Here is a 21,059-nt window from a genome sequence, read left to right on the forward strand (position 1 = left end):
GGATATAGGTAATGGCAAAAAGATATTTTTATTTCCCGGCAGTTCTTTTTCTTGTTTTGACGAGTCTATTCGGGGGAATGGGATTTGCGCAAAATCTCAACGCTACTGATTTGTCCCAGATTCGTGTCGAGGATTTATCGGACGACCAAATCCGCTCCTATATGCGGCAAGCTGAGGCTTCGGGGTTGTCTGAAGCAGAGATGGAAAGGCTGGCTTTGGAGCGCGGAATGCCGCCTGCCGAAATCGATAAGTTGCGTGAGCGGGTTGAACGGCTGGGGGGAGGAACAACTTCATTGAATAAACCAGGATTATCGGGTAGAAATACCGAGCGTCAATTTTTAGACTCTTCACATGCTGCGGTGGAAGAAAATACCCCACGACTAGATACGGTAAACGAAGCGGAGAAATCCTTTAATGAACTTCGATTGCGGATATATGGAGCGTCCTTGTTTCAAGGTGTTACGCCGGTGTTCGAACCGAGTCTGCAGATTGCAACACCCCGGAATTACGTCATTGGTCCGGGTGACCAGCTGTTAATCGATATATATGGACGGTCAGAAGAAAACCATTCGCTGATGGTCACGCCCGATGGGACGATTAATATTCCTTATGTGGGTGTGCTTGCAGTCGCCGGCATGACCATTGAGCAGGCGACCGAGCGGATTCGTAGCCAAATGGCAACAGTGTATTCCGCTATTCGCACGGGCGCCACAAAGGTCAATGTCGCGTTAGGTAACATTCGCAGCATTAAAGTAACGGTAACGGGTGAAGTTGTGAAGCCAGGTACGTATACCTTGCCTTCCGTAGCGAATGCATTTAACGCATTGTATCATTCCGGTGGGCCGTCGGTAAACGGATCGTTCCGGAACATAAGCGTCATCCGGGATGGAAAAGTTATCGCCTACTTAGATATTTATGATGTATTGGTTAACGGTGCCTTTACGAACAATGTTCGTTTAGAGGATCAAGACATTCTGATGGTCCCTCCGTATGAATCGAGAATTGAATTTAATGGCCGAGTGAAGCGGCCTGCTATATTTGAACTGAAGGAAGGCGAAACGTTTGAGGATTTGCTGCGTTATGCGGGAGGTTTTACAGAGGACGCATATAAGGCCAGGGTAAAAGTCGTGCGATATACGGATAAAGAACGAAGGATTGAAGACGTGCTCCAAAGTCAATTTGGGCATTATTTGCCCCAGACAGGCGATAAATATATTGCAGAACGCGTACTCGATCGATTTGAAAATAGGGTAGCTATCGAAGGTGCGGTGTTCAGGCCGGGTGAATATGAGCTAAGTCCAGGGCTGACACTTTCGATGTTGATTAAAAAAGCAGAGGGGTTAAAAGAGGATGCTTTTTTAAACCGTGGCTATATCGTCCGTTTGAAGGACGATATGCAAACAGAGCAATTGGCGTTTAATGTAGCAGGAGTTATCGCGGGAACAGTACCCGATATCGAACTGAAGCGCGAAGATGTAGTTGCCATATCGTCAATCTTCGATTTGCGTGAAGAATACACGGTAGCTATCGATGGGGAAATCCGCTCACCGGGTCAATTTATTTATGCCGAAGGGATGACGTTGCAAGATTTGATTATGCAGGCCGGTGGTTTTAGGGAAAGTGCGACAGGTACGCGGATCGAAGTGTCAAGACGGGTGAAGAACGCAGACGCATTATCTCAATCCGCTCAAATTGCGGAAGTGTTTCAGGTGGATGCACATAGAGGATTGACTAAAACCGAGCGGGATTTTGTGCTGATGCCATTTGACAAAGTGGTCGTCCGTACGGCTACGGGTTACGAAACGCAGAAGACAGTACGGATCGAAGGGGAAGTGCTCTATCCGGGGATTTATACGATAACACGCAAAGATGAGCGGATTTCGGATCTCGTTAAGCGTGCCGGGGGGTTCACACCGTTTGCGTATGTAGCAGGGGCGTCGCTAAAACGGGGATTGGCTGTAGATGCAACGAAAACCGCCGAAACCACTGCCGAAATGGCAGAAAAGGAACTTCGCTTACAAGAAGAACAAAGCCGGATGCTTGCGCTGAAACAGTTGCAAAGTGATGCTAACATCGTGGGGGATATGAACATCAACAAAAGCATAAACAATGGCTTTGTGGGTATTAATCTGGAGCGGATTATAAAAAGGCCCGGACAACAAGGAGATTTGATCTTGGAAGACGGCGATATTATTCGGGTACCCAAAGAATTGCAGACCGTTAAAATTTCGGGGGAGGTGTTGGCTCCATCAACAGCGGTCTATTCGCCGTCGAAAGGCTTTAAACAATATATTTCTCAAGCAGGTGGCTTTTCTGCTCGTGCGCTGCGAAAGAGTTCGTATGTGTTATACGCCAATGGATCAGTCAAGAGTACCAATCGGTTCTTGTTTTTTAATAATTATCCGCCGATTAAACCGGGGGCCGAGATTTTTGTGCCTCAGAAAGAGGTGAGGCCGCCAATGAGCCCGCAGCAATGGTTGGGACTTGGAACCGGGATAGCCTCGCTTGCGGCGATTATTCTGACAATGATCCGATAACAACTTGTGACGTGTTCTATTTCGTTTGAAAGTAATACTATGGCAGAAAACAAAGTTAGCATCGCTCAACGTCCGCAGCCACAGGATGATGACATTAGCTTGAAAGAATTAATCACAAATGTGAGAGAATGGTTCAGGTATTTCTTAAATAAATGGGCGATTATTTTAATCGTTGGATTACTTGGTGGTGTCGTTGGGCTTGTATATTCAATAGCAAAGCGAACTAATTACACGGCAACGCTTAACTTTGTCATGGAGGAACAGGGGGCGTCGCAAAGCAGTTTAGGTGCGGCGGCAGGTATTGCAGCCCAGCTGGGCTTCAATTTGGGCGGGATTGGTGGTTCTGGCGGTTTCTTCCAAGGAGATAATATCATTGAGTTCCTGAAATCCCGTTCGATGATTGACAAGACCTTGCTTACGGAGGTCGAAATTGAGGGAAAAAAGGATCTGTTGGTAAACCGCTATGTTGAATATAACAATTTTAGAGAAAAGTGGGCCGAAAAGGAGCGATTAAAGGGTTTCCAGTTTGCTGATACTTCAGGTGTTTTTCTACAGGATAGCTTGATGTCTCGATTCTACAAGGCGATTTTGAAAAAAAATCTGGTAATTGACAAACCCGATAAAAAACTGAACATCATCGCCATCAAGATGGAAACCCCCGATGAAGCTTTTTCAAAGGCGTTTGCCGAAACGTTGATCGAAAACGCATCGGATTTTTATATCAAAACGCGTACGCAAAAAGCGGAGGAGAATTTGGCTATTCTTACCCATCAGGTAGACTCCGTACGTAGGGAACTTAATGAGGCGATTGGTGGTGTGGCTGCAGCGGCGGATGCTAACCCGAACCCCAATAGGGCTTTCCAAAGCTTACGCGTGGGGTCACAGCGGCGTACGGTGGATGTACAGGCCAATACGGCGATATTAACAGAGCTGGTTAAAAATCAGGAGCTTGCCAAGATAACGCTCCGCAATGAAAAGCCTGTTATTCAAGTACTGGACAGGCCCATACTCCCGCTTGAAAATGATAAGCTTGGCAAGGTCAAAGCCATCATCATCGGTGGAGTCCTAGGTGGTTTCCTGGCTTGTTTAGTTCTGTTGATCAGGCGGATATACCGTCAGATTATGGAAGCGGATCCTTCATGATCGTATGCCCCATTCTATCCCGTTTAGCCCTTAAATAGCGTTCATTGTACGGATTTGGCTCGATTTCTATAGGGACATTTTCGACGATTTCCAAGCCATAGCCAATCAAGCCAGCTCGCTTGGTGGGGTTATTGCTCATCAAGCGCATTTTGGTGACCCCCAAATCTCTTAGAATTTGTGCGCCGACACCGTAATCCCGGTGGTCTGGTTTGAAGCCCAGTTCAAGGTTGGCGTCTACCGTATCAAGGCCATTTTCTTGCAGGTTGTAGGCGTGTAATTTATTGATAAGCCCGATTCCTCTGCCTTCTTGATTCATGTAAACAACGACCCCTTTTCCCGCTTCTTCAATCATCTGCATCGCCCGGTGAAGCTGCGGTCCGCAATCACAGCGGCACGAGCCGAAAATATCGCCGGTAACGCACGAGCTGTGCACGCGCACGAGAATAGGTTCGTCTGGTGTCCATTCGCCTTTATAGATTGCGATATGTTGCTCTCCGGTGTTTTTTTGCGTGTACGCCATCAAGTTAAATTGGCCCCATTCGGTCGGCAGGTTTACGGATACTTCACGGGTGATGAGCGTATCCTTCGCTAACCGGTATTCAATCAAATCTTTGATGGAAATAATTTTTAAATCAAAATGGTCAGCGACTTGAAGCAGATCGGGCAAGCGAGCCATTTCGCCGTCATCTTTAAGAATCTCCACTAATACGCCTGCTGGCTCGAATCCGGCGAGCCTTGCCAAGTCGACAGCTGCTTCGGTATGCCCCGCACGGCGCAATACACCGCCGTCTTTTGCAATTAAGGGGAAGATATGGCCCGGTCGGCCGAATTCTTCAGGCTTTATAGCCGGATTTATTAATGCTTTAATTGTTTTCGAACGATCTGATGCTGAGATCCCCGTCGTGCAGCCATAACCTTGCAGATCTACGGATACAGTAAAGTTGGTTTCATAAACTGCGGTATTATTCCCGACCATCAGGTTCAAGTTAAGTGCCTTGCATCGTTCTTCACTAAGCGGGACACATACCAAACCCCGGCCATGGGTAGCCATGAAATTAATTATTTCAGGTGTAGCGTTTCGTGCAGCGGTGACGAAATCACCCTCATTTTCGCGATTTTCATCATCGACCACGATAACCACTTTTCCTAGCTTAATATCGCTAATTGCTTCTTCGATTGTATTTAGCCTGATGCTCATTTGGGTCTCCTAATAAACCACACAAAAGTACGTTACTTATGACGATAATGTATAATCGTCATGTAAAGATTTCCGCGCTTGCACGACTTTGCGGCTGCGGGCGCCAAACCTGTTTTTTATCCAGGTTATGGCCTTTTCTGCTTTTAGCCTGTATTGCTCAATATCAAATAACGCAGAATCCGTAGCGGCTTTATAAGCGAGGAAGACGGCAAGGGGAGATAAGGTGAAAATGGCCATCCACATCCCCCAGAAGGTGTCTATATTTCCTTCCTTCGCTGACTTTTCACTTACCGTGGATATGATGTGGTAAATCAAGAAAAAGATGATCGCCATAACGACAGGAAGGCCAAGGCCGCCCTTACGGATGATTGCCCCTAAAGGAGCACCTATACAAAACAACAATAGGCAGGAAACGGCTAACGTGAATTTGCGTTGAAATTCGATATTGTACCGAATGTCCTTGTCGCGATAAAACGTATCCTCGTTGGCTTTAATATTCAGCACATCTTTGATATATCGAACCTGATTCATGGCGCTGTTGATTGCCATGGTACGTTTGTCATTAGGTATAGCCTCTATAAATCCATGCTGGTAAGTAACTACAGGAACGGATGGGGATAAGAGGGTGTCTTTAGCTTTGTAATAGTCATTAAAATGGTAATAGTAGGATTGTACTTCTTTGAATACGGTGCGTCTAAGGCTGTCCATTTGCACGGCATTTGAATCGGTGTACTGCCTTAATTGTTTTAAATTGAGCATCATGTGATGGCTTTTAAACAGGTTTTCGTCAGTACGCTTCATTTGGAATGCCGACATATCAAACTTTTGTTCGGTTTCATCGAAATAAAACCGGGTGAATTGTTGACGGGGATTATATACCTTGGCGTTCCTGGCCCTGCTGTCTTCATAACGCACACCATCTTTAAGTTTTAGAATCATGGTGTTGTTGTCCGGGGAATTATAAATATACCCTTCTTTAGCCAATAGGACATTACTTGCTGTGTTGCTCGACTTATGGTCGTATATCATTAAATCATATAGAATTTTTCCATCTTTGCTTTTGCCTTTTGCCCTGATGGAATATCCGGGAATAGTATTGTTGAAGATGCCGGGCTTGATGAGAAAGTCAGCCTGTTTAATCCGGACATCGTATAGCAAAGCACCCATTTTGAGGTTAACTACAGGTAGTATGTAGTCGCTGAACAGGAAAGCACCCCCACTGAATAGGCCTACCAGAATAAACAGCGGCGTCATGGCTTTTCTAAGCGAAATTCCAGCAGCCTTGATGGCAACCAATTCATAGCTTTCTCCTAAATTGCCAAACGTCATAATGGAAGAAAGTAGCATGGAGAGTGGCATCGCCATGGATATCTGTACGGCAGATTGATAGGCTAATAGTTCAAGGATGACATACCATTCAAATCCTTTTCCAATCAAGTCATCAATATACTTGAAAAGAAAAAGCATCAGCAAGACAAACATCACAATAAAAAAGGTGACGATGAACGGCCGGATAAATGCTTTAAGGATAAGAAGATGGATTTTTTTCATTAACAAGCGCCCCTAAATGACCTCTATACAAAGGTAGTATTTTTTAGGCACCAATTACGCTTTGAAGGTATTCAATTTGGTTATTCCAGATTAGTTTGCGGTCGTTGAGGTTTTCTTCCCGAGCAAAATCCGTGATGGCCAGTGCGACATCATTGGTGAGCTCGTCTTGAACGATTTCCATTTCAAAATGATAGGGTTCGTCGTCCAACCATTTGTATTTAACCAATTTATTTTCTTTAAGACTGATAAGCTTAGCAATGTGTTGTTCATCATCCCAGCTGAATTCGTAGACACCATCTTTGTATGTCACGTCGTCTGCAAACCATTGTGCTAATGCATTGGGTTCATGCAGGAAGGAGAATAGAATTTTTGGTGAAGACTTGATTTCGTATTCCAGCTGGAATTTGATTTTTTCTGTCATGCCAATGGTGATGGTTAAGCGTTTAATTTATCCTATTTATACTTTCTCAACTTTTTTTCTAAAGAAAAGGAAAATAAACTATATTTGCAAACTAATTTTTTGGCGGGGTAGCTCAGATGGTTAGAGCGTAGGATTCATAACCCTAAGGTCGGCAGTTCGATCCTGCTCCCCGCTACCGACAAAAAGGGCCGTAAATCGCGGCCCTTTTGCTTTTTACACAGTTTATGGCTGGGCCCACTTGTTTCAACGCCATGGGATGCCAGCGAGACGTCGCGGCGAAGATACGCTCGAAGAAGTCTGATTACCTGCTGGCCGTCAAGGGCAACCAGGGGGGAGCTGCTGGAGCAGGGGGAGGAGAAAACAGTTAGCATGGTGGATTTTTATAACGATCAAATGGGAAGCGCTCCAGGCGGTAAGCACATTTCGATCTTGATCCGGCCACTTCCCAAAGCTGTTGTAAGGATTCAAAAAGCTGAGGGCAATTACATTACGCTGGTCAATGACCTGGATGAATTTTATACACTGGCACATGAAGTGTCACACACGTGGTGGAACAGAGGCAACCATCACAGCATGGAAAAATGGTTGACTGAATCTTTCGCGGAATACGCTTCGTTGATGTATCTGCGATTTTCGGAAGGGGACGAACCTTTCAATACAAAAATACAGAAGCTGAGGGAGAAAAGTGTGGATTTGCCTTCGTTGCTCCTTTCTGACCGATTCGGAAGATTCGGAAACGACCTTCTGTACGTAAAAGACGGCCTCTTCTTGTTTTTTAAAATTCCTGATGTCATGTCACTTTTCGTTCTTTATCTTGGCGGCACAATAGGATGAGGGACTATGGAATTTAATTTTGAATATAAGAAAGAAATTATTTTATTAAATAGATTGCGTTTAATTTATTATTTTTGTAAGGGTACGCTTGAATTCATTTCATGTCTTTAATTTTAAACGAGGAACATCCTGTTGTAAGGCTAAGAGCCTTTCGGGCTATCGATGATCCTAAAACTTGTGAGCTCTTTTTGAAGGGGCACGAACAAGTATTAACCAATATCGGTGTAAAGAAGGTCACCTCATCCAAAAACGAGTGGATGTTTAATCCGGCGGCTTTCGTGTTGATCGTTGAATCCCTGGATAAGGAACGGGTGTTTGGAGGCGCGCGGATACACGTTGCTGGAGGTAGCCAGCCATTGCCGATTGAAGAAGCGACCGGAAGAATGGATCCGAAAATTTTCGACCTGGTGTGGCAATATGCACAGCAGGGAACTGGTGAAATTTGCGGACTGTGGAACTCGCGTGAAATTGCCGGCTATGGAGTTGGAAGTATTTTCTTGACACGGGCGGCCGTTGCAATCTCTACGCAAATTGGTTTGAAGTCTCTTTTCGCCCTCTGCGCGCCATATACGGTGAAGATGGCTGAGAGTGTTGGGTATATGATAGAACGCAGTGTGGGCAACGACGGGACATTTTATTATCCCAAGCTGGACTTGTTGGCGACGACCATGCTTTTGAAGGATGTGGACGGCTTGGAGCGTGCAGATGAGGAGAACCGCAACGCCATATTCAGCATCCGGCAGCACCTAAACCTGGTCCGAGTCGAACGGCTAAGGCGCAAGGAAATAGAAATACACTACGAAATCCTATTGCCAGAAATGGAAGGATGGGATTTGCAGGAAGTCATACGTAACTATAAGGCTACTCGTCCTAACCATCTGGAAAACAGAGATAATGTGGTTAATGTAATCTAAACAAGATATATCAATCGTAACCTATATGGAACCGGATAAAATGTATCGTCCCGAGTTGTTAAGGCTTGAATCACCAACCGACAGAAAACGCTATAACGAGCTAAGAAACGGTGAAGCATTGTTTGTTTATGATACGGTCATGCATCAATTACAGGAGCTGCATAAGATACGCTACCCATCTGTTGATGTGTCTACCCTGGATCAGCCGCATTTGACTGAACAGTACTTGGATGGTAAAGATTTAACATCGTATGGTGTTTGGGTTTACTATCCTTGGAGTAGGAAATTAGTGCATTTGGTGCCTGATACCGAATTTTATGAGTTAAGAACCAATCGTAATCAGCTCAAGATATCTGCGCAGGAGCAGCTCGTACTGAAAGAGAAGGTGATCGGCATTGTTGGGCTGTCGGTGGGACAATCTATCGCGCTTACGATGGCTATGGAACGCGTTTGCGGGACCTTGCGGCTCGCTGATTTTGACACTGTCGAATTGAGTAACCTGAATCGTATCCGGACCGGCGTACATAATTTAGGCCTAAACAAAGCGATCATCGCAGCGCGCGAAGTTGCCGAACTGGATCCGTTTATAAACGTGGAAGTGTTTTCTGAAGGCTTACATGCGCATAATATGGTGGACTTTTTAACGGCGGGCGGATCTCTTGATCTACTGATTGAAGTATGTGATAATATGGAAGTCAAACTGAAAAGCCGGGTAGAAGCACGAAAATGTAATATGCCCGTTATCATGGAGACCAACGATCGCGGGATGCTGGACATCGAGCGATTTGATCTTGAGCCGGATCGGCCCTTGTTGCATGGGTTTGTGGATGAAAGAGATGCTGAAAACGTTGGGTCTATGGCAAATAGCGAACGGATGAACATCGTCAAAAAAATCGTAAATGCTGAAATGCTTTCTCCGCGAATGAAACAATCATTTGCTGAAATCGGAAAAACGTTGCGGTCATGGCCGCAACTGGCATCATCAGTTGTTTTGGGAGGCGGGGTTGTTACCGATGTTTCGCGTAAAGTGCTGTTGGGCGAACACGTAAAATCAGGCAGGTATTACTTTGATATTGACCAACTATTAGATGGACATTAAATTCATTAGCAGTATTTTTTTTTTGTTTCAGTGCTTACCTTGCCTGTTTGCCCAACCGGTTATACACGTTGCAGACGGCTATTCGGCCAAATACATAGGGCGTGAAGTCGAAATATTTCAGGATACGAGCAATCGGCTTACCGTTGAGGATATTCTTGCTGGCCGAGGGGTTTTTGAAAGAAGCAATTCTGAAGTATTGAACTTTGGTACCAGTGAGGTCAACAATTGGATTCGGTTTACGATTTTCAACGATACAGACTATCCGCAGCTCATACTCAGCATCAGCAATCCGACGATAGAGGAAGTTGCCCTTTTCAAGCTGGCTGGAGCGATAGTGGACAGCGTGCCCATTACTACGGCTACGCCTTATGTAGAAAGGGATTACCATCACCAGTTTTTTGCGCACAACCTGGTGATTCCACGGGGCGACTCGGCCACGTTCTATTTGAGATTAAGAAGCACGACACAATTGCTCGTGCCATTGATGATTAGCGATTCCAGAAGCTTTATTAAGGCGGTAGGCGGATTCGATATACGTTCGGGGATCTACATAGGTGTTATGCTGGCGATGTTACTGTATAACCTTTTCTTATACTTCTCGGCGCGTGATCGGCACTACTTGATCTATGTTCATTATATTTTTTGGGTTACAGCTGCGCAGGTTGCCTTACTGGGTTATTTTGATCGCTTTTTCCAGTGGATTGAGATTCCAAATGGATATGTCGTCACGTTTTTCGGCGCCATGTCTGGTATCGCTTCTGTCTTTTTTGTAAAGTCGTTTTTGAACATAAAAAATTATAGCAAGTATTTTAACGGCTGGTTGAACTTGATTATTATCGGCGATTTAATTGCCATCGCTCTCCTCTTTCTACAGGGACCTTCCGTAGGTTACAGCGCGGTCAATTTGGTTGCGGGTTCAGGATCCTTGATTGTATTGATAATAGCTTATATTACATATAGAAGGGGTAACCGTCCTGCTAAATTGTTTCTGATTGCATGGGGTATTTTCCTTGGTAGTGTAATTACGTTTGTCCTGAAGGATTATGGTATGCTCAGCTATAGCCTGTTGACGGTGCACGCTGTTCAGATTGGATCGCTGGTCGAGGCATTGCTGCTGTCGTTTGCGCTTGGGGACAAGATCAACTTGTATAGAAAAGAAAAAGAAGATTCGCAGGCGAGGGCCCTGCTGATGTCCAAGGAAAACGAAAAGCTGATACGCGAGCAAAATATTATTCTTGAACAGCGGGTTGAAGAACGCACTCATGCCCTGAAAGAATCCAACGAGTCGTTGCAGAAGACGCTGACCTATTTAAAAGAAACCCAGGCCCAACTGGTTGAAGCGGAAAAGATGGCTTCTCTTGGCCAATTGACCGCCGGCGTCGCACACGAAATCAATAATCCAATTAACTTTGTCACCTCTAATGTGGCACCGCTGAGACGGGACATTAATATGATATGGGATACGCTGAGCGAAATTGAACGGATTGCGTGTGCAGACTCGTCGATTGAAGAAAAAAAGCGGTATATCAACACATATAAAGACGAATTGGATTTTGATTACCTTAAAGAAGAAATCGATTTCCTGCTCAAAGGCATGCACGAAGGGGCGAATAGGACGGCGGAAATAGTAAAGAGCTTACGGATTTTCTCGCGGGTCGACGAAGATTCGTTGAAGTTTGCAGACATCAACGAAGGGTTGGAGTCGACGTTAGTGATTTTGAATAGCGTGGTCAAAGAGGGCGTGCATGTCGCTAAACACTATGCCGACCTTCCTCATATTGAATGTTATCCGGGAAAGCTGAATCAGGTGTTTCTCAATATTATAACCAATGCGCTCTACGCGATTAATAAGAAGTTCGAAGGAAGACCGGGTGGCCTTTTAGAAATAAAAACGGAGGTAGATGCCGTGAATGTATACATATCAATCAAGGATAACGGAATAGGAATGCCGGCGGACGTGCAGGAAAAAATATTTGAACCTTTTTTTACCACCAAAGAGGTTGGTGAAGGAACAGGGTTGGGTATGTCGATAGCCTATAACACCATTAAAAAGCATCAAGGCGAGATAAAGATTGAGTCTGAAGTAGGTGAAGGGACAAACTTTATACTAATCATTCCGCTTAGGCAACAAATGCATTAAGTGTTTTTCTTTATTCAAATCATTTATGTTTATTTTTGTTTTTTAGCTTCATTGGCCATATAAACGTTCCAAAGCTTTATGCTCAAGTCCCCGGAAATACTGTACATCGATGACGAGGCCAACAACCTAATCAGTTTCAAAGCTACGTTTAGGTATCGTTACCCCGTATACACGGCAATCAATACCGATGAAGCTCGCGAGATACTGCGTTCAAACCCCAACATTAGAATCATTTTTTGCGACCAGCGGATGCCCGGAGAAATGGGGATTGACTTTTTGCACAAAATAAAGCATGATTTTCCGAGGCCGATCCGGATTCTACTGACGGCATACGCCGATATGGAAACAGTGGTGGACGCTGTGAATAAAGGGCATATTTTCCGATTTGTGCGAAAGCCGTGGGTTGAGGAAGAAATTATATCTTCCATCGAGGAGGCCAACAAGTTTTACATTACTAACTCGATGTTGGATATTAGGAATGAAGAACTTCAGAAAGCATATGATGAACTGGATAAATTCGCCTATAGTGTGAGCCATGATCTTCGGGATCCTTTGACAGGCGTATTGTCTGCTATAAAATTGGCGCTGGAATTTGATTCCGTAGACAGAATTCACGAGATTCTGGCGTTAATGGAAAGTTCTGTGCTAAAGTTAAATTCTTACATAAACAGCCTCCATGATTATTACTTGTTGAAACGTGGAGAACTGACAATTTCCGAAATAAGCTTTGAGTCCTTATTTGAATATTTACAAAATTTTTATAGTATATATACGCGGAACCACAACGTCGAATTCGTGATCAGTAGTGACCAAAAGGAAGTGTTTAAGGGCGACGAAACAGCGTTGAAGCTTATTTTGCATAATTTGTTGTCCAATGCTTTCAAATATCAAAAGCGGGACAACGACCATAAAATGGTGAAGTTGTCTGTTGTTGTCGAAGGCAGCAAAGCTACTATACAAGTGAGTGATACGGGAATCGGTATCGCGGAGCAGGATATCGGGGAGATTTTTAAGTTGTTTTTTAGAGGAAGCGATCAGGCAGAAGGAACAGGTTTTGGGTTATACAATGTGAAAAGTGCGTTGGCTAAACTTCAGGGAGAAATAGCGGTGACCTCTGTAGAGGGCGAAGGAACCACCTTTACGGTCGTTATCCCGAGCAAATAAGCCGGTGCTTATCGGCCATCCTTATAGGTTTGTGTCATGAAAGCAGCTTTTGTCTGAGTAGGAATTCAAGTTGCTCGTTCGTTACTTCAAGTTTCGAAAAAGACTCTTTTATCCGTTCTCTTTCGGCGTAAATTTCATACGCCCGCTGAATGGTATCATCTAATTCTTCTTCGCTCCACGGTTTGCTCAGGTAATGGAAAATTTTGCCCTTATTGACCGCGTCAACCACCGCACTCATATCGGCATATCCTGTAAGGAGTATTCGCATCGGGTCCGGGTTGACTTTGATCACCTCTTCCAGAAATTCAACCCCCGTCATTTGCGGCATCCGTTGGTCGGTGATAATGACGTTAATTGGTCTTTCCTTGATCAGTTGGATAGCTTCTCTACCACTCAAGGCCGTATATACCTTATACTTTAGGCGGAATGTGGCCCGGAAAGAGATTAAGTTGTTCTCCTCATCATCCACATATAAAATTGAAATTTTCCTTTCCATGTTTTCACAGTTTTAATCCAAAGGAATATGCACGAGCTACCTAACACAGCCTGGTATCGAATTTTTTAACTTCACGTTAATAAGGTGTATGCCAATTCAAATTCCAAGTTAGTAAACTTTATTGTTAAAATGGCAATAATAATTAATAAATTGACGCTAGTGTGTGTTAAAACCAATAATGTGCAAAAAGATGGCAATATTTAAGATAAAATTATCCTATTAGTTACTAATTTTATTTGTAGATGGTTTGGCGGAAAGAAAGGTGCAATGAACACCTCCTTATCATGTGAATAATAAGGAGGTGTTTTATTTTGCCCGGCATGAGATGATATAATTTGCGGGGCACTGTGCTGTTAAGCGCCCAGTTGTACCCGTTTAAAAACGGTGACGGTTAATCCTTTGGAGACGCTGTCTAAGAACTGAGCAATGTTCTTGGAAGAATCTTTTACAAACTCTTGATTGAGCAACGTGGATTCTTTGTAGAATTTATTGAGTTTGCCCTGCGCAATTTTTTCAACCATCTCCTCGGGCTTACCTTCGGCCCGAATTTGTTCTTTTGCAATTTCCAATTCACGCTCGATAGTGCGGGCGTCTACATCACCTTTGTCAATGGCAACAGGGTTCATCGCTGCAATTTGCATGGCAACGTCTTTGCCGGCCTCGTCAGCGCCCTCAATAGCTTGATTAAGTCCTACCAATACGCCCAATCGATAATTGCCATGTATATAAGCAACTATTTTTTCGGCTTCGACAGTTTCATACTTGGAGACATCTATTTTTTCTCCAATTTTCCCAGTTTGATCAAGCAGCAAATCGGAAATCTTGATACCATTTATTTCCAATTGTTTTAGCGCGTCCAACGATGCAGGGGCTTGATTTACGGCGACATCTGCGATGCTTTCTGCAAAGGCAATAAAATCGGCATTCTTGGCAACAAAATCCGTTTCGCAATTCAATTCAATAATGACGCCTTTCTTGCCATCGGCTGTTGTTTTCGCAATCACGACACCTTCGTTTGAATCACGATCTTGACGGCTTGCGGCTACTTTAGCACCTTTTTTACGTAAATAATCGATAGCGGCCTCAAAATTACCATTGGCTTCAATGAGTGCCTTCTTGCAATCCATCATGCCCGCGCCGGTCTGTTGGCGCAGCTTATTTACATCCGATGCTGAAATTTGTACTGTGGACATGTTATTTTCCTTGTTTTGTGTATACGTAAATATGTTTTTGACTACTGCAAAGTACCTATAAAAAAGCCGGAAGGCAACCGGTTAACGGAAAAATAATGCTTCCGAAACCTGCTGTTTACCATCCGGCTTCTGTAGAGATTATTCTCCGTCTTGCGTTTCGTCGTCTGTTTCTGCTGAAGCCTCTACTTTTGTTTTACGGGGGCGTTTTCCTGACGCGTCCGCGTCGGCTTTTGAATCTTTAATTTCCGTGTCAGGCTCCTCACCGCTGTCAATTTTGGCTTTAGCGGCAGCGGCTTCCCGCTCAGCTTCTTCCTCTTTGTCGCGTTTCCGCTCTTCAAGACCTTCCTGGATTGCCTTTCCTATAATCTCTGTGATGAGACTAATGGATTTCGTCGCGTCATCATTGGACGGAATAGGAAAGTCGATATTGGTAGGGTCCGAATTGGTATCCACCATGGCGAATGTGGGGATGTTTAGCTTCAGTGCTTCACTTACCGCGATGTGCTCTTTTTTCACATCGATGATAAAGAGCGCTGCTGGCAGGCGGTTCAAATCAGCAATACCACCTAGCAGGTTTTCCAACTTGATCCGCTCGCGCTGTATCATCAGCTTTTCTTTCTTGGACAAGACATCGTAAGTGCCATCTTTGGTCATCTTGTCGATGTTTGACATCTTTTTGATGGATTTACGTACCGTAGCGAAGTTAGTAAGCATTCCGCCTAACCAGCGTTCGGTTACAAAGGGCATGTTTACAGCTTTAGCTTGAGCGGCTACGATGTCTTTGGCTTGTTTCTTAGTTGCTACGAATAAGACTTTCCGGCCAGACTTGACAACTTGTTTAATTGCTGACGCCGCTTCTTCGAGCTTGGTAAGGGTTTTATTTAAGTCAATAATGTGGATGCCATTACGTTCCATGAAAATGTACTTAGCCATTTTCGGATCCCATTTACGGGTAAGGTGGCCAAAGTGCACACCTGCATCCAATAACTCTTGATATGTTGTTCTTGCCATTTTTTGTTCTCCTTAAAATTAACGTTTACTGAATTGGAATCTCCTGCGTGCTTTACGGCGTCCGGGTTTCTTTCGTTCCACCATACGGTCGTCACGAGTTACCAGGCCTTTAGCCCGTAATGCAGGTTTCACCTCGGGATTAAGCTCGATGAGCGCTTTGGCTATTGCCAAACGGACGGCCTCCGCCTGACCTTTGATGCCTCCTCCGGCTACGTTAACTTTTACATCGTAATTACCGGCAGCGCCGGCCACTTCCGTGCTTTGGGTAACGATGTATTGCAATGGCAATGTTGGGAAATATTCTTTATAATCTTTACCATTCACGGTAATATTGCCGCTGCCAGCGGAAAGATAAATGCGGGCAACAGCAGTTTTTCTTCTTCCTGAAGTGTTAGTTGTTGACATTTCTTTTCTCCTTAGAATTTAACAGTTTTTGGATTTTGTGCTGCATGAGGATGCTCGTTGCCTGCGTATACATACAGGTTTTTGAACAACGCGCGTCCCAAACGGTTTTTGGGCAGCATGCCGCGTACGGCTTTTTCCAGAATGCGCTCCGGATGCTTGGCCAACAACTGCTTTGGAGAGGTGAAACGCTGACCGCCTGGGTAACCGGTGTAACGGCTGTACACCTTGTCCTCAAGTTTATTGCCGGTCAGTCTAACTTTGTCTGCGTTGATCACAATTACGTTATCGCCGCAGTCTACGTGTGGGGTGTAAGAAGGCTTGTGCTTTCCCCGGATCACTTTAGCAATCTGAGATGACAAGCGCCCCAAGATCTCGCCCTCAGCGTCAACAACAATCCACTCCTTGTTGACGGTGCTTTTGTTGGCAGAGACAGTTTTGTAACTTAACGTATTCACTTGCTTTGTTTTGAAATAATTAATAAATATATTTAGCCCCTTGTTTAAGGGTCTGCAAAGGTACGATAATAAAATTGATTTTTCAAAGTTATGTGGCAAGTAATAATAAAGGTGCGTTGTTTTGGGCAATTGGTAGCATTCGGATGGTTGATGGTAGCGGGAGGCGCTGTTCAAGCCCAGGATGAAGTTGCTGTACCTAAAGTGCTCAGTGTCGGTGATAGCCTATTGATAAAGGAATTATATTTCAAAGGTATACAGCAAAAGTCATCCGGCCAGCTCGCGGCCGCAGAAAACACCTTTGACAAATTGGTAAACCTGCAGCCGGACAACGATGCGGCTCATTTCGAGTTAGCAAGAATTTATTTTGAGAATGAGGACTTCGCGGCTGCTGAGCGGTCCGCAAAGCGTGCCGCAGCGCTGCATCCTAAAAATGAATGGTACTGGAACCTGCTATTGGATATTTATAAAAAGACGACAAATGTACGGGAAATGCCGATGGTGTTTGATGAGCTTATCAACCTCAATCCTGACAAGCTATCCCATTATCAGGATAAGGCATACACGCTATACCTGGATAAACGGTACAATGATGCGCTTGCGGTATGGGAGACAGTGGCTGAGAAATTTGGAGAAACCGACGATCAGTATTTAGCTAAATATCAGATCTATTTGGCGCAGGGCAATACGGCTTCGGCGATACGGGAATTGGAGCTGCTTGTCGCAAAAAAGCCTGAAGAAAGCAAAAGCTACATATTACTGGCTGAATTGTATACGAATGCAGGAAAATCCAAGAAAGCCTTGGCTTTGCTGGATCGTGCGGCGGATTTGTTTCCGAATGAACCGCTCGTCTTACTTAGTAAGTCGGACACTTATTTGGTTATGGGCAAACAACGGCAGGCATACGATTTTCTCCGTCAGGCCTTCCTAAGTGACCAATTGGACATAGATGCCAAAGCCGGTATATTATATACTGCTATTGGCGAACAAGAACATCCGATCGAGGGCAAGTATGTGGCTGACTTGGCCAACCTGTTGGCTGAGTCTTATCCGGGAGAGGCTAAGGCTCACGCCGTGAGAGGGGATATATATATGCAGCTGCAACAGTTGGAACAGGCGCGCGAAGCGTATCTGGAAGCGTTGGATAAAAATAAATATATCGAAGGTGTCTGGCAACAATTGCTTCAAGTGGAGCTTCAAATGGGACGATATCATGATGTGGAAACGCATGGCAAAGAAGCTTTGCGTTTATTTGCAAACCACCCATTGTTTTTATTTTTTACGGGGCATGGTTTTCTTGGTAACAAAAATTATCAGGAAGCCCGTACTCATTTAGAAGCGGCTCTGAACAATGCCAATGAAACACATATACCCTTGCTGACTCAACTATATAGCAACCTTGGGGATATCTACCATGTGCTGTCGATGCATGCGGAATCCGATGTTGCTTATGAAGAGGCCATCGCATTGGACAGTACAAATGCCTATGCGCTCAATAACTATGCTTATTACCTGGCGATCCGTAATGAGAAATTGGCGCTTGCTGCTGAGATGTCAAAAAAGTCAAACGAAATTATGCCCAATTATGCGTCATACGAGGATACCTATGCCTGGGTACTTTTCCAACAGGGAAAATATGAAGAGGCGTTGATTTGGATAGAACGGGCCATTAAGCACTCGGAGAAGGCTTCCGACACATTACTGGAGCACTACGGTGATATTCTTGCCAAGTTGGGAAATATCGATGGCGCGGTAACGCAATGGAAAAAGGCGCGAGCCATCTCCCAATCCGTTGGCAAGGACATTGATAAATTATCCAAAAAGATCGATGCGAAACAATATATTGATTAAAGGCGCCGTTGTCCTGGTGTTGTTGATAACGGTGCTTTCATGTGCGCCCAAAAAACGATTGGTTACTGATGGAGAAGGAAACGAAAGGCGTTTGTCCGACACCGAACGATTGGATGTCATGAACAGTATCATACAAAATGAGCCGCAGTTCACGACATTTAGCGGACGTGCTAAAAGCCGAATAGTTATCAATAAAGATAATTACGATGTTACCGCGAATGTGCGGATGGAAAGGGGGAAGGCTATCTGGATCTCCGTTACCGCGTTGATGGGCATTGAAGCAGGCCGGATGCTAATTACACCGGACAGTGTCCAAATCATCAATCGTTTGAAAGCCGAATATCTAAAGAAGCCATTTAGCTATATCCACCATTTTACCAACAAAGCGCTGGATTTTACCAATCTGCAGCAACTTTTGGCGGGGCACATCATTGGACAAGCGGTTGAAGGAGATACCAAAGTTTGGGCGGTGGACGGTGGCCATATTCTGCGTGGTCAGACCAATGAATTGGTTTATACAATACACGTGGATGCGGCGTATCGTATGATGAGCACGTTGTTGGATGAAGCAGTACATAATCAACGGCTGGAGGTGCGTTATTCCGCGTATCAGGAATCTGGACGGATGGCATCACCTTACCAGCTAACGATCTCAGCCGTTGCAGACGGATTCAATCTACAGGCCGAGATGAGTTACAGCAGGGTTGCGTATGACGAGGCGTTAGCTATGCCTTTTAGCATTCCTGCACGGTACAAGGAAATCCATTAGCAGTTTGATTATCGGTCTGGTTTTATTACCTTCGCGAACGATATCTGGCTGAATGACACGATTTACAGGTGTAGGAATTTACTGGTGTTCCTACCGCAGACAAAGCAGCATGTTGATGAATTTTATGAGGGTTATTTTAAGTGCATTCGTTGTTTTCCTGGCGTCGGCTACTGGTTTTGCCCAAAGTAGTGCCGAACTTAAAAAGCAGCGGGAACGCCTAAATCGGGAAATAGAGCAGCTAAATCAAAGTCTTAAAACGACATCAAGTGATCGAAGCTTATCCCTTAAGCAGGTGAACGCATTGAATATGCAACTTCGGCTGCGTGAACAGAAAATCAGTACCATTAATAGCGAGATTAGACTGATTAACAGCCAGATTGCTTCGCACAATAAAACCATCCAAAACCTGCGCAACCAACTGGCCAAGCTGCGGAAGGATTATGAAAACATGGTGTTGTTTGCTTTCCGTAATCGAAATGCTTATAATAAGATGATGTTCATCTTTGCGTCGAAGGATTTCAACCAAGCATTCAAACGGGTAAAGTACTTACAGCAGTTTAATGAATCCCGTAAAGAACGTGCGAAAGAGATTGAAGACACGCAGAAAGCGATCGCATTGAAAGTTGCACAATTAGAGGCGAATAAAAAGGAACAGGCAGCCCTACTCGCAGAACAGCAGGAAGAACGTAAGGTGATTGCACAAGAACAAGGAGCCGAATCCAAAATCTTGCAGGCGCTTACTCAACAGGAAAAGCAATTTAAACAAGAACTGCAAAAGAAGCAACAAGAAGATGAACGCTTAGCAAGGGCAATACGGACGGCTATCCAGCGCGAAATCGAAGAACAACGAAGGTTAGAAGAGGAAGCACGTCAAGCGGCCCTGGCATTGGAAGCCGAGCGGACGGGCAAGACCGTAAAAGAAGTGGAGGCTGAAAACCCCGCCGTCCGTAAGAGCGATACCGAAGTATTGGCCAATACACCGGCAGCGGCGAAACTTTCCGCCGACTTTGCGGGCAACCGTGGCCGGCTGCCATGGCCGGTGCAACAAGGGTTTATCACACAAGGGTTTGGACGGCATACTGTCGGAAGAAATGTCACGGTAAATAATTCGGGGATTAAGATTCGGACATCCAATAACGCGCCGGTACAAGCAATTTTTGATGGTACCGTACGAACGGTGGGCAATATGACCGGAGTTTATTTTGTTCTCGTACAGCACGGCAAGTATTTTTCGGTTTACCAAAACTTGGGCAGTTTAGCGGTTAAGCGCGGACAAACCGTTCAACGGGGCCAAACTTTGGGGACGGCTTCGGTGGATCCGACGGATGGGACATCAGAAGTGCATTTTGAGCTTTGGGAGGGCGCAACACCTATCAATCCTGAACCTTGGTTGGCGAAATGATTATCACCACAATGAAACGGCATGAGCGATGCTCTTGAAAAAAGGAGGGAGCGATCTCAATAAGCTTCAAACCATTTGAAAATAAATTGTTCGGATGAAAATATTATATGTACATTTGTAAATCCACTGTGCTTAGGCGGGGTGGAGTAAGTAATTTAAAATGACTATTATGCTTGATTCAGTGTTGTTATTTCTTGGGACACCAGAAATTATATTGATTGTGGTGGCGTTGCTTTTGTTGTTCGGCGGGCGCAAGCTTCCTGAGCTAATGCGTGGGATGGGACGTGGTATCCGGGAATTCAAGGAAGGACAAAAGGAAAGTCCTAAAGAAAAAGTAGAAGAGAATAACTAAGGTAGTATGCCCGATATCAAGCGAGACGTTATGCCAACACATGGGATTTGGCATAAAGCTCCTTCGTTACATGGGCGTCATTGGGCTACAACTTTTATTTTTCAATCGTACAATAAAAAACCTAATC

At 44.6% G+C, this 21,059-nt stretch carries 20 protein-coding genes and 1 tRNA gene; 13 read left to right on the plus strand and 8 right to left on the minus strand.

The window, feature by feature from the left end; genetic code table 11:
- The first annotated feature begins 11 nt into the window (after positions 1-11).
- Both JHJ32_RS05260 and JHJ32_RS05265 read left to right on the plus strand, forming a co-directional pair.
- A complete protein-coding gene (locus tag JHJ32_RS05260) occupies positions 12-2,537 on the plus strand; it encodes an SLBB domain-containing protein (protein ID WP_200120236.1) in 2,526 nt (841 codons plus the stop codon).
- A 39-nt stretch (positions 2,538-2,576) separates the two neighbouring features.
- On the plus strand, positions 2,577-3,680 hold the full coding sequence (locus JHJ32_RS05265; protein WP_079716277.1) for a lipopolysaccharide biosynthesis protein: 1,104 nt from the start codon (positions 2,577-2,579) through the stop codon (positions 3,678-3,680).
- On the opposite strand, the gene JHJ32_RS05270 is transcribed toward JHJ32_RS05265, so the two are convergent.
- From JHJ32_RS05270 to JHJ32_RS05280, 3 genes are read right to left on the minus strand one after another with little or no spacing between them, the layout of a single operon-like run.
- Positions 3,658-4,878 carry a bifunctional 3,4-dihydroxy-2-butanone-4-phosphate synthase/GTP cyclohydrolase II gene (locus JHJ32_RS05270; RefSeq protein ID WP_200120237.1) on the minus strand — a complete coding sequence of 407 codons (1,221 nt, stop codon included), beginning with the start codon at positions 4,876-4,878 and terminating at the stop codon, positions 3,658-3,660. The two genes, JHJ32_RS05265 and JHJ32_RS05270, sit on opposite strands and share 23 nt — an antisense overlap.
- Positions 4,879-4,914: 36 nt before the next feature.
- A complete protein-coding gene (locus JHJ32_RS05275; RefSeq protein WP_079716274.1) occupies positions 4,915-6,429 on the minus strand; it encodes an LptF/LptG family permease in 1,515 nt (504 codons plus the stop codon).
- Positions 6,430-6,472: 43 nt separating this feature from the next.
- Entirely contained in the window at positions 6,473-6,850 is a 378-nt protein-coding gene (locus JHJ32_RS05280; protein ID WP_079716273.1) for an START-like domain-containing protein, read from the minus strand.
- A 101-nt stretch (positions 6,851-6,951) separates the two neighbouring features.
- Here JHJ32_RS05280 and JHJ32_RS05285 point away from each other — a divergent pair.
- The 7 genes from JHJ32_RS05285 to JHJ32_RS05315 all read left to right on the plus strand — a co-directional run bounded on the left by JHJ32_RS05285 (position 6,952) and on the right by JHJ32_RS05315 (position 13,001).
- Positions 6,952-7,025 (plus strand) — tRNA-Met (locus tag JHJ32_RS05285).
- Positions 7,026-7,074: 49 nt separating this feature from the next.
- Positions 7,075-7,218: a hypothetical protein gene (locus JHJ32_RS22790; protein WP_217698119.1), complete on the plus strand. Its 144-nt coding sequence runs from the start codon at positions 7,075-7,077 to the stop codon at positions 7,216-7,218.
- Between the two features lies 1 nt (position 7,219).
- Positions 7,220-7,684 (plus strand): hypothetical protein, encoded by a 465-nt coding sequence (locus JHJ32_RS05295; RefSeq protein WP_079716272.1) that lies wholly within the window; start codon positions 7,220-7,222, stop codon positions 7,682-7,684.
- Positions 7,685-7,785: 101 nt separating this feature from the next.
- On the plus strand, positions 7,786-8,598 hold the full coding sequence (locus JHJ32_RS05300) for a hypothetical protein (RefSeq protein WP_200120238.1): 813 nt from the start codon (positions 7,786-7,788) through the stop codon (positions 8,596-8,598).
- 25 nt (positions 8,599-8,623) lie between these two features.
- Positions 8,624-9,697, plus strand: coding sequence for a ThiF family adenylyltransferase (locus JHJ32_RS05305; RefSeq protein ID WP_200120239.1), 1,074 nt, complete (start codon positions 8,624-8,626; stop codon positions 9,695-9,697).
- Entirely contained in the window at positions 9,687-11,837 is a 2,151-nt protein-coding gene (locus tag JHJ32_RS05310) for a 7TM diverse intracellular signaling domain-containing protein (protein ID WP_200120240.1), read from the plus strand. Before JHJ32_RS05305 ends, JHJ32_RS05310 begins: the two co-directional genes overlap by 11 nt.
- A 78-nt stretch (positions 11,838-11,915) precedes the next feature.
- Complete coding sequence (locus tag JHJ32_RS05315) at positions 11,916-13,001, plus strand: hybrid sensor histidine kinase/response regulator (protein WP_079716267.1); 1,086 nt, start codon at positions 11,916-11,918, stop codon at positions 12,999-13,001.
- Positions 13,002-13,035: 34 nt separating this feature from the next.
- Here JHJ32_RS05315 and JHJ32_RS05320 read toward each other — a convergent pair whose 3' ends face one another.
- From JHJ32_RS05320 to rplM, 5 genes are all read right to left on the minus strand, one after another.
- A complete protein-coding gene (locus JHJ32_RS05320; RefSeq protein WP_079716266.1) occupies positions 13,036-13,497 on the minus strand; it encodes a response regulator in 462 nt (153 codons plus the stop codon).
- 353 nt (positions 13,498-13,850) lie between these two features.
- The gene (gene tsf, locus JHJ32_RS05325) at positions 13,851-14,690 is read right to left on the minus strand and encodes a translation elongation factor Ts (protein ID WP_079716265.1); all 840 of its coding nucleotides are present in this window, start codon (positions 14,688-14,690) and stop codon (positions 13,851-13,853) included.
- Positions 14,691-14,828: 138 nt separating this feature from the next.
- A complete protein-coding gene (gene rpsB, locus JHJ32_RS05330) occupies positions 14,829-15,701 on the minus strand; it encodes a 30S ribosomal protein S2 (RefSeq protein WP_200120241.1) in 873 nt (290 codons plus the stop codon).
- 18 nt (positions 15,702-15,719) lie between these two features.
- Positions 15,720-16,106: a 30S ribosomal protein S9 gene (gene rpsI, locus JHJ32_RS05335; protein WP_079716263.1), complete on the minus strand. Its 387-nt coding sequence runs from the start codon at positions 16,104-16,106 to the stop codon at positions 15,720-15,722.
- 11 nt (positions 16,107-16,117) lie between these two features.
- Entirely contained in the window at positions 16,118-16,561 is a 444-nt protein-coding gene (gene rplM, locus JHJ32_RS05340) for a 50S ribosomal protein L13 (protein WP_079716262.1), read from the minus strand.
- Between the two features lie 90 nt (positions 16,562-16,651).
- On the opposite strand from rplM, the gene JHJ32_RS05345 reads away from it, so the two are divergent.
- The 4 genes from JHJ32_RS05345 (at position 16,652) to tatA (ending at position 20,932) form a co-directional block, all read left to right on the plus strand.
- The gene (locus JHJ32_RS05345; protein WP_200120242.1) at positions 16,652-18,409 is read left to right on the plus strand and encodes a tetratricopeptide repeat protein; all 1,758 of its coding nucleotides are present in this window, start codon (positions 16,652-16,654) and stop codon (positions 18,407-18,409) included.
- Positions 18,387-19,178, plus strand: coding sequence for a DUF4292 domain-containing protein (locus JHJ32_RS05350; protein ID WP_200120243.1), 792 nt, complete (start codon positions 18,387-18,389; stop codon positions 19,176-19,178). Before JHJ32_RS05345 ends, JHJ32_RS05350 begins: the two co-directional genes overlap by 23 nt.
- Before the next feature lie 115 nt (positions 19,179-19,293).
- Positions 19,294-20,580, plus strand: coding sequence for a murein hydrolase activator EnvC (locus JHJ32_RS05355; RefSeq protein WP_200120244.1), 1,287 nt, complete (start codon positions 19,294-19,296; stop codon positions 20,578-20,580).
- A 169-nt stretch (positions 20,581-20,749) separates the two neighbouring features.
- The gene (gene tatA, locus JHJ32_RS05360) at positions 20,750-20,932 is read left to right on the plus strand and encodes a twin-arginine translocase TatA/TatE family subunit (protein WP_079716537.1); all 183 of its coding nucleotides are present in this window, start codon (positions 20,750-20,752) and stop codon (positions 20,930-20,932) included.
- Positions 20,933-21,059 lie beyond the last annotated feature (127 nt).

Source organism: Parapedobacter sp. ISTM3 (assembly GCF_016533505.1).
Lineage (GTDB): Bacteria > Bacteroidota > Bacteroidia > Sphingobacteriales > Sphingobacteriaceae > Parapedobacter > Parapedobacter luteus.

What these genes read in the sequence shown, in the direction of transcription:
- JHJ32_RS05260 (WP_200120236.1), top strand. Translation starts at nt 12, where the DNA reads ATGGCAAAAAGATATTTTTATTTCCCGGCAGTTCTTTTTCTTGTTTTG.
- JHJ32_RS05265 (WP_079716277.1), top strand. Translation starts at nt 2,577, where the DNA reads ATGGCAGAAAACAAAGTTAGCATCGCTCAACGTCCGCAGCCACAGGAT.
- JHJ32_RS05270 (WP_200120237.1), bottom strand. Translation starts at nt 4,878, where the DNA reads ATGAGCATCAGGCTAAATACAATCGAAGAAGCAATTAGCGATATTAAG.
- JHJ32_RS05275 (WP_079716274.1), bottom strand. Translation starts at nt 6,429, where the DNA reads ATGAAAAAAATCCATCTTCTTATCCTTAAAGCATTTATCCGGCCGTTC.
- JHJ32_RS05280 (WP_079716273.1), bottom strand. Translation starts at nt 6,850, where the DNA reads ATGACAGAAAAAATCAAATTCCAGCTGGAATACGAAATCAAGTCTTCA.
- JHJ32_RS22790 (WP_217698119.1), top strand. Translation starts at nt 7,075, where the DNA reads ATGGCTGGGCCCACTTGTTTCAACGCCATGGGATGCCAGCGAGACGTC.
- JHJ32_RS05295 (WP_079716272.1), top strand. Translation starts at nt 7,220, where the DNA reads ATGGTGGATTTTTATAACGATCAAATGGGAAGCGCTCCAGGCGGTAAG.
- JHJ32_RS05300 (WP_200120238.1), top strand. Translation starts at nt 7,786, where the DNA reads ATGTCTTTAATTTTAAACGAGGAACATCCTGTTGTAAGGCTAAGAGCC.
- JHJ32_RS05305 (WP_200120239.1), top strand. Translation starts at nt 8,624, where the DNA reads ATGGAACCGGATAAAATGTATCGTCCCGAGTTGTTAAGGCTTGAATCA.
- JHJ32_RS05310 (WP_200120240.1), top strand. Translation starts at nt 9,687, where the DNA reads ATGGACATTAAATTCATTAGCAGTATTTTTTTTTTGTTTCAGTGCTTA.
- JHJ32_RS05315 (WP_079716267.1), top strand. Translation starts at nt 11,916, where the DNA reads ATGCTCAAGTCCCCGGAAATACTGTACATCGATGACGAGGCCAACAAC.
- JHJ32_RS05320 (WP_079716266.1), bottom strand. Translation starts at nt 13,497, where the DNA reads ATGGAAAGGAAAATTTCAATTTTATATGTGGATGATGAGGAGAACAAC.
- tsf (WP_079716265.1), bottom strand. Translation starts at nt 14,690, where the DNA reads ATGTCCACAGTACAAATTTCAGCATCGGATGTAAATAAGCTGCGCCAA.
- rpsB (WP_200120241.1), bottom strand. Translation starts at nt 15,701, where the DNA reads ATGGCAAGAACAACATATCAAGAGTTATTGGATGCAGGTGTGCACTTT.
- rpsI (WP_079716263.1), bottom strand. Translation starts at nt 16,106, where the DNA reads ATGTCAACAACTAACACTTCAGGAAGAAGAAAAACTGCTGTTGCCCGC.
- JHJ32_RS05345 (WP_200120242.1), top strand. Translation starts at nt 16,652, where the DNA reads ATGTGGCAAGTAATAATAAAGGTGCGTTGTTTTGGGCAATTGGTAGCA.
- JHJ32_RS05350 (WP_200120243.1), top strand. Translation starts at nt 18,387, where the DNA reads ATGCGAAACAATATATTGATTAAAGGCGCCGTTGTCCTGGTGTTGTTG.
- JHJ32_RS05355 (WP_200120244.1), top strand. Translation starts at nt 19,294, where the DNA reads ATGAATTTTATGAGGGTTATTTTAAGTGCATTCGTTGTTTTCCTGGCG.
- tatA (WP_079716537.1), top strand. Translation starts at nt 20,750, where the DNA reads ATGCTTGATTCAGTGTTGTTATTTCTTGGGACACCAGAAATTATATTG.